The sequence below is a fragment of the Kineosporia sp. R_H_3 genome (assembly GCF_002198675.1).
GTDB lineage: Bacteria > Actinomycetota > Actinomycetes > Actinomycetales > Kineosporiaceae > R-H-3.
This window is the reverse complement of sequence record NZ_MWLL01000256.1, coordinates 1-13,826: the sequence shown is the minus strand read 5'-3', so window position 1 is coordinate 13,826 and position 13,826 is coordinate 1. Positions and strand designations below refer to the sequence as shown.

The window sequence follows — 13,826 nt, the reverse complement described above, 5'->3', positions numbered from 1 at the left end:
CGCCCGACCCCGCCCGCACCCGACCGCCCGGTCGCGGCCGGTCGTCCGTGCGGCCCCGTCCCGTCCACAGCTGCTCGGTCCGTCCCACCGTCCACAGCCGAGGTCGCGGGACGCGCGGACCGGGGGTGACCGGCGGCAGGCTCGGGCCATGACCGCTGCAGCCCGCCTCCTGGCCCTCGCCGACGGCGTCCTCGCCCTCGCCGCACCGCCGCGCTGCGCCGGATGCGACCTGCCCGGCACCACGCTGTGCCCGCGCTGCCGGGCACCGCTCGAGGGCAGGGCCGCCCTCGTGGCGGTCCCCGGGTGGCCACACGCCCCGCCCACCGCCGGCCGCGCGCCGTACACCGGCGTGCTCCCGACCCTCGTCAACGCGTGGAAGGAGCGCGGCCGGCACGATCTCGAGCCGGTCCTCGGCGCCGCGCTCGCCGGCGCCGTCGGCGCGCTCCCGGGCGGTGCCGGGGCGGGCCGGCTGCTCGTCCCCGTCCCGTCCTCGCGCGCCGCCCGCCGGCGCCGGGGCGCGGACGGCGTCCGGCGGCTCGCGGTGCAGGCGGCCCGGACGCTGCGGGCCCGGGGCGTGCCGGCGCGGGTGCTCCCCGTGCTCACCCTCGCCCGGAGGGTGGACGACCAGTCCGGGCTGTCGGCGACGGAGCGTGCCCGCAACGTCGAGGGTGCGTTCGTCGTCCGGGCCCGGGCGCGGGCCCTCGTCGGGTCCCTCCCGCCCGTCGTGCTCGTCGACGACGTGCTCACGACGGGGGCGACGCTGCGCGCTGCGGCGTGTGCACTCGCGCAGTCGGGCGTCGTGGTCGAAGGTGTGGCCTGCGTGTCCGTCACGCCACTGCGACGCACACGCCCGGCCTCTGTCGGCACTGACGCGGGAGGACTAGCGTTGGGACGGGGGAAGGTCCTAGCGGACGCCGCCGACCGAGACGTCGGCGCAGGCGCCCGTCAGGCGTCACCGATCGACAGGAGGCACACGTCGTGGAGATCGTGATCACCGGCCGGCACACCGAGGTCTCGGAGCGCTTCCGCAGGCTCGCGACCGAGAAGCTCGAGAAGATCGGGCAGCTGGCTCCCCGGGCCCACCGGGTCGACGTCGAACTGTCCCACGAGCGCAACCCGCGCCAGTCCCAGGTGAAGGAGACCGTCGAGATCACCGTCCGTGCGAAGGGCCCGGTCATCCGGGCGGAGGCCTCGGCGGAGGAGCCGTACGCCGCCCTCGACCTCGCGATGGACAAGCTCCTCGAGCGGCTGCGCCGCTCCAAGGACAAGCGCAAGGTGCACTACGGGCGGCAGACGCCCCCGTCGCTGCGGACGAACGGCGTGGCGGCCGGTGCCGCGGCGACCGCGAGCGCCGAGCTCGAGGCCGCGATGAACGGGCACGTCCTCGAGGAGGACCTGGACGCCGCGGGCGAGAGCCCCATCGTCATCCGGACCAAGGACCACACCGCCTCGCCGATGACGATCGACCAGGCGCTCTACGAGATGGAGCTGGTCGGCCACGACTTCTTCCTCTTCGTGGACGCCGAGACGATGCTCCCGAGCGTCGTCTACCGCCGCCGCGGCTGGAGCTACGGCCTGCTCCGCCTCACCGTGGCGGCACCGGCCGAGGAGGCCGCACCCGCGGTCCCCGCGACGGCGACGCACTGACGTAGGGCGGCGCGGCCGCCGGAGCCCGCAGAACCGGGCACCGGCGGCCGTGCCGCACCCGGACGTCCCCGGTTGTCGGCGGCACGTGGCAGCATCGCCCGCGTGCCACCGATCACGCAGCGCCAGGTCGCCCGGCTGAGCATCCCGCAGGCCCGCCGGGTGGCGCTGGCCGCCCAGGGGTTCGCGACGCCGCGTCCGACCGGACCGCTGACGATGCGGCACGTCCAGCGGGTGGTCGACACCGTGGGCGTGCTCCAGATCGACTCGGTCAACGTCCTGTCCCGCAGCCACTACGTGCCGGTGTTCAGCCGGCTCGGGAGCTACCCGCGGGCCCTGCTCGACCGGGCGTGCGGCACCGCCCCGCGCCGGCTCGTGGAGTACTGGGCGCACGAGGCGTCGTTCGTGCCGCCGTCGACGCAGCGGCTGCTGCGGTTCCGGATGGCCAACGCGCACGAGGACGCCTGGGGCGGCATGGTCCGCACGGCGCGCGAGCGGGCGGCCCTGCTCGACGCCGTCCTCGCCGAGGTCGACGCACGCGGTCCGCTGACGGCGAAGGAGATCGAGCGCTCCCTCGGGCAGGACCGCCCCCGGGAGAAGACGCACTGGGGCTGGAACTGGTCGGACACCAAGCGGTGCGTCGAGTACCTCTTCTGGAACGGGCGGCTGTCGTCGGCCGCGCGGACGAGCCAGTTCGAGCGCCTCTACGACCTCCCCGAGCGGGTGCTGCCGCCGCTCGTCGCGGCCGCGCCCGACCCGGACCCGGCCGCCGCGCACCGCGAGCTCGTCACCATCGCCGCCCGCGCGCACGGTGTCGCGACGGAGCTGTGCCTGCGCGACTACTTCCGGCTCAAGCCCGCCCCCGCACGCGCCGCGGTCGCCGAGCTCGTCGAGGACGGCGTCCTGCTGCCGGTCGAGGTCCGCGGCTGGAGCCGGCCGGCCTACCTGCACCGCGAGGCCCGGCTCCCGCGGCGGGTCGAGGCCCGCGCCCTGCTCACGCCGTTCGACTCGCTCGTGTGGGAGCGGCGGCGCACCGAGGAGCTCTTCGACTTCCGCTACCGCATCGAGATCTACACGCCCGCGGCCCAGCGCGTGCACGGCTACTACGTGCTGCCCTTCCTCCTCGGGGACCGGCTCGTCGCCCGGGTCGACCTCAAGGCCGACCGGCTCGCCCCCGGCGGCGGGCTGCTCGTCGTCCGCGCCGCGTGGGCGGAGGCGCACGTGGGGCCCGGCTCCGACGGGCACGGCGACGTCGCCGAGGCGCTCGCCGACGAGCTCGTGCTCATGGCGCAGTGGCTCGGCCTGTCCGGGGTGCTCGTCGAGCCGCGGGGCGACCTCGCGGTCACGCTCGCGGCCGCGGTGGCCGCGGCGTCCTGACCGGGCGCGGCCGCCCCGTCAGCCGAGCGGGTCCGGGTCGGTGACGAGCCGCGCGTGGAGGTGCTCGTCGGACCAGCGTTCGTCGACGGGGTAGCGCATGCCGTCGCGCAGGACGCCCTCGGCGCGGTACCCCGCACGCCGGGCGACGGCGCACGACCGCTCGTTCTCCACCGCGTGGCTCAGCTCGATGCGGTGCCAGCCGAGCCGTTCGAAGACGAAGCGGGTGCCGAGCAGGAGCGCCGTCGACGCGACGCCCCGGCCGCGGACCTCGGGGGCGAGCCAGTAGCCGACACTGCCGCAGCCGAGGCCGCTGTCGTGGAGCGCGAAGCGCAGGGAGCCGAGCAGGTCGCCGCCGTGCGCGCTCACCGCCCAGGCGACGCCGTCGCCGTCGGCGTAGGCGGCCGCGTACCGCTGGACCGTCTGGAGGGCGTCGGCGCGGTCGGCGAGCAGGAAGCCCGCGTACCGCGCGACGAGCGGGTCGCGCTGCGCGATGAGGAAGGGGGCCGCGTCGTCCTGGCGCCAGCCGCGCAGCTCGAGCCCGTCGACGAGCTCGATGCGCGGGTGCTTGCGCGCGACGACCGGCCTCATCCGGCGACCGCCTCCTCGTCGAGGGTCTGCTCGCTCGCGACGACGTCGTAGCGGAGCAGGTCGCAGACCCGGCCGTCGCGCAGGAGCTCGACCTCCCGGTCTCGTCCGCACGGTCGCAGGCCGGCCTTCTCGGCGACCCGTCGGGAGGCGACGTTACCGTCGGCGGCCCGGACGAGCGCGCGCCGGGCACCGAGCCCGCCGACGTCCTGGGGCAGGAGCGCGTGCCGGACGGCGAGCCGCACCGCGGCCGTGGTGAGCCCGAGCCGCCGCGAGTCCGGGTGGGTCCAGTAGCCGATCTCCACCGAGTGCGTCGCACCGACGGGGGAGAGGCCGAAGAGCCCGACCTCGCCGGCGAGCGTGTCGCGGCCGGGGGCCGTGAACGCCCAGTAGAGCGCGACGCCGTCCGCGTGGTGCGTCCTGATCTCCTCGAGGTGGGCCAGTGCGTTCACCTCGGTGTAGCGCGCGGGCAGGTCGGGCAGCCAGGCCTGGGTCGCGGCGTCGGAGCAGGCCTCGACCATCCGGGCGGCGTCGTCCTGGCGGTGCGGCCGCAGCCGCACGGTGCCGTCCGCGAGGACCGGTGGGGTCAGCCACGCGTGCGTCGGCGTCAGCGGCTCACCCCGGCGCAGCGACCCGACCCAGGCGTCGGCGCGGTGCGTCGTCCAGCCGTCCGCGCCGTCCTCGCGCACGGTGAGCAGCCCGCGCACGAGCCCCTCGACCCGGAAGCCCGCCGCCCAGGCGACACGGCGGCTCGGCCAGTTGCCGGCCGCGGCCCGCCACTGGACGACCTCGATCCCGGCCTCGGCGAAGCCCCACGCGCAGACCAGCCGCAGCGCCCGGCTCGCCAGCCCCCGGCCGCGGGCACCAGGGGCGAAGGCGTACCCGACCTCCGCGGCCGCGGGGGTCGCGCCGTCGGGGCGCAGGTCGATCGACCCCGCGTACCCGCCGTCGGCGTCCTCGACGGCGAAGGTCAGCGAGCGCCGACCGTCCCACTCCTCGCGGCGGGTCCCGACGTACTGCTCGCCGTGCCGGTCCTCGTAGGGGTGCGGGACCGTCGTCCACCGGACCGTCTGCGGGTCCCGGCAGGCCGCGACGACCGCGGGGACGTCGTCCGGGCGGTGCGCCCGCAGCGTGACGACCCCGTCGGAGAGGGTCGGCGCCCAGGGCGGGAGGTCCATGCCGTGAGCCTTGCGCCTGGTGGGGCGGGCGGCAACGGCTTTGGGGCACCTCGTCCGGCGTGTCGCGATCATCGGGCGCGGCGTCGGTGCCGGACGCCGGCAGGCGGGTCCGGTGGCCCGGCGGCGCGTGCGCGGAGCACGCCCGCGGGCTGACTACCATGGCTGTGCAGGGCACCTTCTGGTGCCGTCGTTCGTCGTGCCCGTCGGACGGTGCCGCCGGTGCCGTCCGCAAGCCGGCTCCGGTACGCCAGCCGGGCGAAGACTGGGAGAAGTCGCGTGGTCAAGATCGTCGAGAAGCTTCTGCGGGCCGGTGAGGGCCGGGTCGTCAAGAAGCTGAAGGGTCTCGCGACGCAGGTCAACGCGCTCGAGGACGACTTCGTGTCGCTCACCGACGCGGAGCTGCGCGAGGAGACGGACCGCTTCAAGGAGCGCCTGGCCAAGGGTGAGACGCTCGACGACCTGCTCCCGGAGGCGTTCGCCGTCGTCCGCGAGGCGGCCCGGCGGACCCTCGGCCAGCGGCACTTCGACGTCCAGCTCATGGGTGGCGCGGCCCTGCACCTGGGCAACATCGCGGAGATGAAGACCGGTGAGGGCAAGACCCTCGTCGCGACGCTGCCCGCGTACCTCAACGCCCTCACCGGCAAGGGCGTCCACGTCATCACGGTCAACGACTACCTCGCGTCGTACCAGTCCGAGCTCATGGGCCGCGTGCACCGGTTCCTCGGCCTGTCGGTCGGCTGCATCATGTCGTCGATGCGCCCCGACGAGCGGCGCGTCCAGTACGCCGCGGACATCACGTACGGCACGAACAACGAGTTCGGCTTCGACTACCTGCGCGACAACATGGCGTGGTCCTCGGAGGACCTCGTCCAGCGCGGTCACGCGTTCGCCATCGTCGACGAGGTCGACTCGATCCTCATCGACGAGGCCCGGACGCCGCTCATCATCTCCGGCCCGGCCGACCAGCCGACGAAGTGGTACACCGAGTTCGCGAAGATCGCGACGCGCCTGAAGATCGACGTCGACTACGAGGTCGACGAGAAGAAGCGCACCGTCGGTGTGCTGGAGTCCGGCATCGCGCGCGTCGAGGACTACCTCGGCATCGAGAACCTCTACGAGAGCGTGAACACCCCGCTCGTCGGGTTCCTCAACAACGCCATCAAGGCCAAGGAGCTCTTCAAGCTCGACAAGGACTACGTCGTCATCGACGGCGAGGTCCTCATCGTCGACGAGCACACCGGCCGCCTGCTCGCGGGCCGCCGCTACAACGAGGGCATGCACCAGGCCATCGAGGCCAAGGAGGGCGTCGAGATCCAGAGCGAGAACCAGACGCTCGCGACGATCACGCTCCAGAACTACTTCCGGATGTACGACAAGCTCTCCGGGATGACCGGTACGGCCCAGACCGAGGCCGCCGAGCTCATGAGCATCTACAAGCTCGGCGTCGTGCCGATCCCGACGAACCGGCCGATGCAGCGCAAGGACGAGCAGGACCTCATCTACAAGAACGAGGTCGCGAAGTTCGACGCCGTCGTCGAGGACATCGCCGAGCGGCACGAGGAGGGCCAGCCCGTCCTCGTCGGCACGACGAGCGTCGAGAAGAGCGAGTACCTGTCGAAGAAGCTCGTCGAGCGCGGCGTCCGGCACGAGGTGCTCAACGCGAAGCAGCACGCGCGGGAGGCGTCGATCGTCGCCCAGGCGGGCCGCAAGAACGCCGTGACGGTCGCGACGAACATGGCCGGCCGCGGCACCGACATCATGCTCGGCGGCAACGCCGAGTTCATGGCCGTCGCCGAGATGCGCGAGCGGGGCCTGGACCCGGAGGAGCACGCCGAGGAGTACGAGGCCGCCTGGCCGGACGTCCTCAAGGCCGCGCAGGAGGCCGTCGCGGCCGAGCACGACGAGGTCGTCGAGCTCGGCGGGCTCTACGTGCTCGGCACCGAGCGCCACGAGTCGCGGCGGATCGACAACCAGCTCCGCGGCCGTTCCGGCCGCCAGGGCGACCCGGGCGAGAGCCGGTTCTACCTCTCGCTCACGGACGACCTCATGCGGCTGTTCAACTCCGGCATGGTCGAGAGCTTCCTCAACGCGGCGAAGATCCCCGACGACCTGCCCATCGAGCACCGGATGGTGACCCGGGCGATCGCGAGCGCGCAGAGCCAGGTCGAGGGCCGCAACTTCGAGATCCGCAAGAACGTCCTCAAGTACGACGACGTCCTCAACCGGCAGCGCGAGGTCATCTACGGTGAGCGCCGCCAGGTGCTCGAGGGCGCCGACCTGCAGGAGCAGATCCGGCACTTCATCGACGACGTCATCAAGGACTACGTCGTCAACGCGACCAGCGAGGGCTTCGGCGACGACTGGGACCTCGACCAGCTGTGGTCGGCGCTCAAGACGCTGTACCCGGTCGGGATCACCGTCGAGGACGTCGTCGCGGAGGCCGGCGGCCGCGAGGCCGTCACCCAGGCGATGCTCGTCACGGAGCTGACCTCGGACGCGCACGTCGCCTACGACAAGCGCGAGGAGGCGATCGGCCCGGAGCTCATGCGCGAGCTCGAGCGCCGCGTCGTGCTGTCGGTCCTCGACCGCAAGTGGCGCGAGCACCTCTACGAGATGGACTACCTCCAGGAGGGCATCGGCCTGCGCGCCATGGCCCAGCGCGACCCGCTCGTGGAGTACCAGCGCGAGGGCTTCCTGCTGTTCCAGGCGATGACCGACGCCATCAAGGAGGAGTCGGTCGGCTACATCTTCAACGTCGAGGTCCAGGTCGAGCCGGCCGCCGAGGAGGCCGACGAGGCCCCGGTGCTCGTCGCGAAGGGTCTCGTCACGCCGCAGGCCCCCGCCCAGCTCCAGTACAGCGCCCCGAGCGTCGACTCCGAGGACGGCGTCGAGGTCCGCGGCGAGAGCGGCGAACCGGCCCGCCCGGCGTCCGACAAGAGCAACCGCGCCGAGCGACGCGCCAACCGCAAGCGCCGCTGACCCCGGTCCACCGGCACACCGCTCCCGTGCACCTGAGGGTGCACGGGAGCGGGTGCTGCGACGCCCGGATCGGTGCACCCATGCCTGCACGGCCGACCGGGCCGGCCCCGACGATCGTGTCGCGCCCGTCCTGTCGGTACCGGTCCCTAGGGTGACCGGCACCGACCGGGCCGACGCCCGGCCCCAGCGATGAGGACCCGATGGACGACGTGACCGCCGCCTACCCCAAGGCGCCTGCTTTCGCCGCGCACTTCACGGACCCGCTCTACGACGATCTCGCCGACGAGTTCGCCCCGTTCGGCAGCGACGAGGGTGCCGACATGCTCGCCGACTGGGTCCACGGCCCGGAGGACCTCACCGCGGCCAGCACCTACCGCGACGTGCTGTCCGCGTTCACCGACGACGTCGAGGCGCTTGTCATGGAGGCCCACGCCGGTGCGATGGACCTCGCCGCGGTCGTGCTCGGCGGGTGCTTCACGCTGCTGCGGCTCACCGGGCGGATCGACCCCGAGGGGCGCCGGGTCCTCCTCGACACCCTCGACGTCATGGAGCGCGAGTACGGCGCCGAGCAGTTCCGCACCATGCGCCGCGACGTGCTGGCGCTGCGCGGCTGAGGCCCGTCGTCCGGCCCGACCCGCGTCGTCCGGTGCGGGGCGACGCCGCCGGCAGCCGGCCCGCGGATCAGCCCAGCTCGAGGACGGTCACCCGCCAGCGCCCGTCGAGCCCTTCGAGCCGTAGCGCGACCGCCCGGGTCCGCTCCGCGTCGCCGACGACGGCGCTCGCCTCGACGATGCCGTCGCGGAGCTCGCACGTGCGGACCGACCGCACCCGCGGCCGCCCGGCCGGGCCCTGAGCGCTGCCGAGCCGGCCTGCTCGCCGGGCCCGGGTCGCGACCTCGCCACGCCGCGCGAGCCGGTTGTAGACGTCCTCGTTCGTCCATCGGACGAGCTGGACCGCCGGCCGCAGACCCACGGCCACCTCGGTCGCGGCCTGGACGAACTGCCCGGCCCAGCGTCCCGGGTCCGGGAGGTCGACCGTCGGGGTGGCCCGCTCGGCCCGGGTCCGCCCGTCCTCGTCGTCGGGCACGACGAGGGGCGTCGGCAGCGCGGCCCGGTGCGGCACCGGTCGCCGCTGCGCACGCGGGGGTGCCGTTGCGGCCGGGGCGGAGGCGGTCGTCGGCGCCGGGGCGGTCCGCGGGCGACCGGTCGGCTCCCTGACCGCGCCGGGGACCGGCTGCACGGCCGGCTCCGGTGCCGGGACATCGACGGCGTCCGGAGCGACGACGGCGGCCGGGGTCGCGTCCGCCGTGACGACGGCGAGCCCAGGCAGCGGCGGCTCGTTCACCGGCGCGGGGAGCAGCCGTAGCCGCGGGCGGGCCGGCACCTCGACCTGGCCGGCCGGCCCGGCCCCACGTTCCAGGAGGTCGGCCTCGACCGGCTGCGCGGTCATCGGGCACCCGCCGTGCCCGCGCCGGTCGGTGCGGCGGCGCCGACCGCGATCCCGGTGGTCGACGCACCCGGCCCGCCGGGCGGCCGGACCCGGTCGCGCGCGGCGGCCCCCGGGGGCTGCAGCACCTGCCCGGGCAGCAGCCGGTCAGGGTCGTCCCCGAGGACCGCCCGGTTCGTCGCGTGCCACCGCGGCCACTCGGCCGCCACCTCGGCGGCGGTCGCGTGCGGGCCCAGATGGCGCTCCACGATCGTCCAGAGGGTGTCGCCGGCGCGGACGACGACCTCGGCCCGGGCGGCGTGACGCGGCCGCAGCGCCGGCCCGGGCATCACGACCGGTGGCCGGGCCCGGACGACGGGAGCGGGGGCGGCCGGCACCCAGCCGGGGTCGAGCGACGCCGACGCCGGTCCTGCCGCCGATCCCGTGGACCCGGCCGCCACCGCGGACGCGGATATCGGTGCCGTGGACCGGCCCGACGGCTGTGCCACCGCCGCCGGAACCGCCGCCGGGTCCGTGCCGGTCGCACCGGCAGCGGCCTTCACCGCGACCTCAGCTGCGGCGCCGCGCACGCCCGCCGACGTCACGGGGCCCGACCCACCGGCCGCCGCACCCCACGCCGGGTCGAGGCACGACCGGTCGTCCGGCGCGCACGCGGCGGGCGGGACGGCGACCGGGCCCGCGGCCCTCGGCGCCGCCAGCGCGGGCGCGGTCCCGGCGAGGCTGAGTCCCACGGCGAGGACGACGGCCCGGCGCAGCCCGGCGGGCGCCGTGCGGCGGGCCACCCCCGATGCGGCGCGCGCGAGCACACCGTCCGGCCGGTGCCGGGCGAGGAGCGCGGCACCGACGCTCGCGAGCACGGCGACCGCGAGCCACCAGGCGGCCGCGAGCGCGGCGCCGCCGGCGACGAGCGTCACGGCGTCCTCGATCCGGGCCGGGCCCGCCGCCCGCACACCCGCCACCGCCTGACCGACGAGGACGCCGAGCCCGCCGGTCGTCGACACCCACACCGCCACGAGCGCGACGGCCCGGACGACCCGGCCCGCCGCACCGGTGTCCGGCGGCGGCGGCACCTGCCGACGAGGGCGGGCCCGACCCGGTGCGGCCTCGTGCCGGCGGTCACGCCGTCCCCGGTCCGGAGCCGCTCCACGGTCCGCCGCCACCCGGCCCCGCGCCTGCTGCCCCGCCCCTCGCCCGACCCGTTGCCCGACCTGTTGCCCGACCTGTTGCTCGCGCTGAACCCCGACCACGCCTCCACCCTTCCCACGGACTCATCAGTGACCTCTGGACGACATTTGACGACGTCTGACGACACTAGAGGTCGAATGAGCGAGAATGATGCACGAAGAAGCGGATCATGTCCACCGTGGGCAGGGCGCGACCGGCCCTCCCGACCGACCCCTAAGGTGATCTCGTGCGCTGGGAAGACCTGTTCGCCGACCTCGAGGCGTCCGTCGACGCCGAGGACAGGGCCGAGTTCGAGGCCGAGGTCGCCGACCTGGCCCGGACCGAGCGGGCCCTGCTGTCGCTCGCCGACCGGCTGCGCGGGCACGACGGCTGCACGCTGACGTTCCACCTCGCCGAGGGGGACGAGGTGACCGGCCGGCTCCACGACGTGGGGCGGGACTGGGTCGCGGTCACGACCGGGACGCGGTCGGCGCTCGTCCCGCTCGCCGCCGTCGTCGGCGTGGACGGGCTCACCCGGGCCGCCGCAGCACCGCCGGACCCCGACGGGCCGCCGCCGCTGCGGGTCGGTCTGGGGACCGCGCTGCGCGTCCTGGCCCGGGACCGCGCCTACGTGCGGCTGCGGCTGCGCGGCGGAACGGTCGTGGCGGGCACGGTCGACCGGGTCGGGGCCGACCACCTCGACGTCGCCGTCCACCCCGCGGACGAGCCGCGCCGGGCGGCGGCCGTCAGCCGCGTGCGGTGCGTGCCGTTCGGTGCGGTCGTCGTCGTCCGCGGGGACGCCGAGCACCTGGCCTGACCCCGGCGTGCCGGGGTCCCGGGCTCACTCCTCGTCGTCCTCCGTGCCGCCGGCGGCGACCTCCTCGACGCTGCGGCCGAGGGTGCCGCGCTCCTCGAGGAGGGCCTTGGTCTCGGCGTACTTGCGCTGGATGTAGGCCTCGAACTCGCTCGCCTCGACGCGCCACTGGCCGCGGCCGCCGACCTTGATGGCCGGGAGCTCGCCGGTCTGGACGAGGGCGCGCGCGTGCCGGACGTTGATGTTCAGCTGCTCCGCGACGTCGGCGAGCAGGAGGAACCGCGGCGGCACCGTCGACCTCCTCACGTCCGCCCGCCCTGCCGGCGGGCCGGCCGTCATTCTGGCACGCGGCCCCGCGGCAGCCCTCGACTCGTCCACAGGGTCAGCCGTGGCCGCAGTTGTCCACAGCCCGCCGGTGGACCGCATGACGGCGCGGCGCGCGGGATGCCAGGATGGCGCCCGCCGCGAAGATCATCCGGATCGGTCCGGGGCGGCGGACGTGACGGGAGGCCACGTGAAGGACCTGCCCGCGCCCCCGGCGGCGCGGCTGCGCCGGCCGTCGTGGCGCGACACCCGGCTCCTCGTCGGGGTGCTGCTCGTGCTCGCCTCGGTCGCCGTCGGTGCCCGGGTCGTGGCGGCCGCCGACGACACGGTCGCCGTGTACGCCGCCGCGACGGCCCTGCCCGAGGGCAGTCGCGTCGAGCCCGTCAGCCTGCGCGTCGTGCGGGTCCGGCTGACCGGCGCGACCGCCGCCTACCTCGGCCCCGCGCAGTCGCTCCCGGCCGACGCCGTGCTGCTGCGCACCGTCGGTGCCGGCGAGCTCGTCCCCGCTGCGGCCGTCGGCACCGCCGCCGCCCTGACGCGGCGGCCGGTGACCATCCCGCTGGACGACGGCGTGCCGGCCGGGTTCGCGGTCGGCGGCCGGCTCGACGTCTGGGTGAGCGCGCGGCAGCCGGACGCCGGTGCCGGGCCCAGGTACGGTGCACCGCAACGGGTCGCGGAGGGTGCCGAGGTCTTCGCGGTGTCCACCGACGAGGGCTCGCTCGGCGCGGTGCGGGCGTCCTCGGTGCAGGTGCTCCTCGGGCCGCAGGAGCTGCGGACCGTGCTCGACGCGTTCGCGAACGACGCCGAGGTGGCCGTCGTCCCGGTGCCCGGCGCGGCCCCGTGACCGTCCCGGTCCTCGTCGCCGTCGGCGGGCCGTGGGAGGCCCCGCTCGTCGCCGGCCTCGACCGCGCCGCCGGCGACCTCGCCGTCGTCCGCCGCTGCGCCGACCTCGCCGACCTCGTCGCGGCCGCAGAGGCCGGCCTGGCCCGGGCCGCGGTCGTCGCGTCCGACCTGCACCGGCTCGACCTCGACGCCGTCGCCCGGCTCCTCGGTGCCGGGGTCGCCGTCGTCGGCCTGGCGGACCCGGCGGACCCGGGCGCGGCCGCCCGCCTGGACCGCTTCGGCGTCGGCCGGCAGGACCCGGCCGACGNGCTCGCGGCGGTCGCCGGCCTGCCGGACGACGCGGCGTCCGTGGCAGCCCGGGCCGGTGCACGCCGAGGCCGGGGCGTGGTGCCCGGCCCGGGACAGGGGCCCGACCCGGGCGCCGACGTCGCCGCGCTGCCGCCGCCGGCCGGTCCCGCGGTCCCCGGCCCGGCACCGGCGTCCCGGCACCTCTCGGACCCGGCCGACGCGCTCGCGCCGCTGCCCCGGCTGCCGGTCGTCGTCGCCGGGGCCGCCGACCTGCTGTCGCGGCCCCGTGGCGGCACCGGCGCCGTCGTCGCCGTCTGGGGGCCGACCGGCGCCCCGGGCCGGACGACGCTCGCGGTCGGTCTCGCCGCCGAGACGGCCGCCCTCGGCCGCCCGACGATCGTCGCCGACGCCGACACGTACGGCCCGAGCATCGCCCAGGTGCTCGCGCTCCTCGACGAGTCCGCGGGTCTCGCGGCCGCGGTCCGGGCCGCCGCCCAGGGCGTCCTCGACCCGCAGCGCCTGGCCCGGCTCGCACCGGTGGTCTGCCCGAACCTGCGGGTGCTCACGGGGCTGGCCCGCACCGCCCGCTGGCCGGAGCTGCGCCCGTCCGGGCTCGACGCCGTCTGGCGCACCTGCCGCGACGTCGCCGACTGGACCTTCGTCGACTGCGGCTTCGCCCTCGAGACGGACGAGGAGCTGACGTTCGACACCGCGGCCCCGCGCCGCAACGGCGCGACGCTGTCGGCCCTCGCCGCGGCCGACGTCGTCGTCGCCGTCGGCAGCGCGGACCCGGTCGGCCTGCAACGGCTCGTCCGCGGCCTGCAGGACCTCGCCGACGTCCGCGGCCCGGGTGCAGCCCCGCCGCTCGTCGTCGTGAACCGGGTGCGGGCGGCGGCGGTCGGCCCGCGCCCCGAGCAGCGGGTCCGTGACGCCGTGGCCCGCTACGCCGGGGTGCACGGCGTCCACCTCGTCCCCGACGACCGGTCCGCCCTCGACGAGGCGCTCCTCGCCGGTCGCACGCTCGTCGAGGCCGTGCCGGCGTCGCCCGCCCGGCAGGCGCTCGCGGGGCTCGCCGCGGCACTGGGCGCCGTGGCTCCTAGCATGAGCTCAGTGTCAGGGTGAGTGTCGCCGCGGTTGCGGTGGTTGGATCCCTCGCACCTGATGTCTGGCTCATAGCATCGGTG

At 76.0% G+C, this 13,826-nt stretch carries 12 protein-coding genes; 7 read left to right on the top strand and 5 right to left on the bottom strand.

Translation table 11 applies throughout. The features are described from left to right. The first annotated feature begins 148 nt into the window (after nucleotides 1-148). From ECOMGDLI_RS32410 to ECOMGDLI_RS32400, 3 genes are all read left to right on the top strand, one after another. Complete coding sequence (locus ECOMGDLI_RS32410) at nucleotides 149-991, top strand: ComF family protein (protein WP_088320940.1); 843 nt, start codon at nucleotides 149-151, stop codon at nucleotides 989-991. Then, nucleotides 979-1,647, top strand: coding sequence for a ribosome hibernation-promoting factor, HPF/YfiA family (gene hpf / locus ECOMGDLI_RS32405; RefSeq protein WP_088320939.1), 669 nt, complete (start codon nucleotides 979-981; stop codon nucleotides 1,645-1,647). The genes ECOMGDLI_RS32410 and hpf overlap by 13 nt, the downstream gene beginning before the upstream one ends. A 93-nt stretch (nucleotides 1,648-1,740) precedes the next feature. Then, on the top strand, nucleotides 1,741-3,021 hold the full coding sequence (locus ECOMGDLI_RS32400; RefSeq protein ID WP_369812818.1) for a winged helix-turn-helix domain-containing protein: 1,281 nt from the start codon (nucleotides 1,741-1,743) through the stop codon (nucleotides 3,019-3,021). A gap of 18 nt (nucleotides 3,022-3,039) precedes the next feature. Here ECOMGDLI_RS32400 and ECOMGDLI_RS32395 read toward each other — a convergent pair whose 3' ends face one another. Together ECOMGDLI_RS32395 and ECOMGDLI_RS32390 are read right to left on the bottom strand one after the other, a co-directional pair. Then, on the bottom strand, nucleotides 3,040-3,609 hold the full coding sequence (locus ECOMGDLI_RS32395; protein ID WP_088320938.1) for a GNAT family N-acetyltransferase: 570 nt from the start codon (nucleotides 3,607-3,609) through the stop codon (nucleotides 3,040-3,042). Then, nucleotides 3,606-4,784, bottom strand: coding sequence for a GNAT family N-acetyltransferase (locus ECOMGDLI_RS32390; RefSeq protein ID WP_158221241.1), 1,179 nt, complete (start codon nucleotides 4,782-4,784; stop codon nucleotides 3,606-3,608). The genes ECOMGDLI_RS32395 and ECOMGDLI_RS32390 overlap by 4 nt, the downstream gene beginning before the upstream one ends. A gap of 276 nt (nucleotides 4,785-5,060) precedes the next feature. Between ECOMGDLI_RS32390 and secA the strand changes: the two genes are divergently transcribed. Further along, nucleotides 5,061-7,763 (top strand): preprotein translocase subunit SecA, encoded by a 2,703-nt coding sequence (secA, locus tag ECOMGDLI_RS32385; protein WP_088320936.1) that lies wholly within the window; start codon nucleotides 5,061-5,063, stop codon nucleotides 7,761-7,763. A gap of 200 nt (nucleotides 7,764-7,963) precedes the next feature. Further along, a complete protein-coding gene (locus ECOMGDLI_RS32380; RefSeq protein ID WP_088320935.1) occupies nucleotides 7,964-8,377 on the top strand; it encodes a hypothetical protein in 414 nt (137 codons plus the stop codon). Nucleotides 8,378-8,444: 67 nt separating this feature from the next. Here the strand turns inward: ECOMGDLI_RS32380 and ECOMGDLI_RS32375 are convergent, their stop codons facing one another. Together ECOMGDLI_RS32375 and ECOMGDLI_RS32370 are read right to left on the bottom strand one after the other, a co-directional pair. Next, nucleotides 8,445-9,212, bottom strand: a complete 768-nt coding sequence (locus ECOMGDLI_RS32375; protein ID WP_088320934.1) for an Rv3235 family protein — start codon at nucleotides 9,210-9,212, stop codon at nucleotides 8,445-8,447. Next, nucleotides 9,209-10,279, bottom strand: a complete 1,071-nt coding sequence (locus ECOMGDLI_RS32370) for a LysM peptidoglycan-binding domain-containing protein (protein ID WP_088320933.1) — start codon at nucleotides 10,277-10,279, stop codon at nucleotides 9,209-9,211. The genes ECOMGDLI_RS32375 and ECOMGDLI_RS32370 overlap by 4 nt, the downstream gene beginning before the upstream one ends. Nucleotides 10,280-10,620: 341 nt before the next feature. On the opposite strand from ECOMGDLI_RS32370, the gene ECOMGDLI_RS32365 reads away from it, so the two are divergent. Further along, entirely contained in the window at nucleotides 10,621-11,190 is a 570-nt protein-coding gene (locus tag ECOMGDLI_RS32365; protein ID WP_088320932.1) for a hypothetical protein, read from the top strand. Nucleotides 11,191-11,214: 24 nt separating this feature from the next. On the opposite strand, the gene ECOMGDLI_RS32360 is transcribed toward ECOMGDLI_RS32365, so the two are convergent. Beyond that, nucleotides 11,215-11,478: a helix-turn-helix domain-containing protein gene (locus ECOMGDLI_RS32360; RefSeq protein WP_088320931.1), complete on the bottom strand. Its 264-nt coding sequence runs from the start codon at nucleotides 11,476-11,478 to the stop codon at nucleotides 11,215-11,217. Between the two features lie 223 nt (nucleotides 11,479-11,701). On the opposite strand from ECOMGDLI_RS32360, the gene ECOMGDLI_RS32355 reads away from it, so the two are divergent. Continuing rightward, entirely contained in the window at nucleotides 11,702-12,355 is a 654-nt protein-coding gene (locus tag ECOMGDLI_RS32355) for a hypothetical protein (RefSeq protein WP_088320930.1), read from the top strand. Nucleotides 12,356-13,826 lie beyond the last annotated feature (1,471 nt).

Bases quoted from the DNA above. Each gene is read 5' to 3' on its own strand.
- ECOMGDLI_RS32410 (WP_088320940.1), top strand. From the start codon at position 149: ATGACCGCTGCAGCCCGCCTCCTGGCCCTCGCCGACGGCGTCCTCGCC.
- ECOMGDLI_RS32395 (WP_088320938.1), bottom strand. From the start codon at position 3,609: ATGAGGCCGGTCGTCGCGCGCAAGCACCCGCGCATCGAGCTCGTCGAC.
- ECOMGDLI_RS32390 (WP_158221241.1), bottom strand. From the start codon at position 4,784: ATGGACCTCCCGCCCTGGGCGCCGACCCTCTCCGACGGGGTCGTCACG.
- ECOMGDLI_RS32380 (WP_088320935.1), top strand. From the start codon at position 7,964: ATGGACGACGTGACCGCCGCCTACCCCAAGGCGCCTGCTTTCGCCGCG.
- ECOMGDLI_RS32375 (WP_088320934.1), bottom strand. From the start codon at position 9,212: ATGACCGCGCAGCCGGTCGAGGCCGACCTCCTGGAACGTGGGGCCGGG.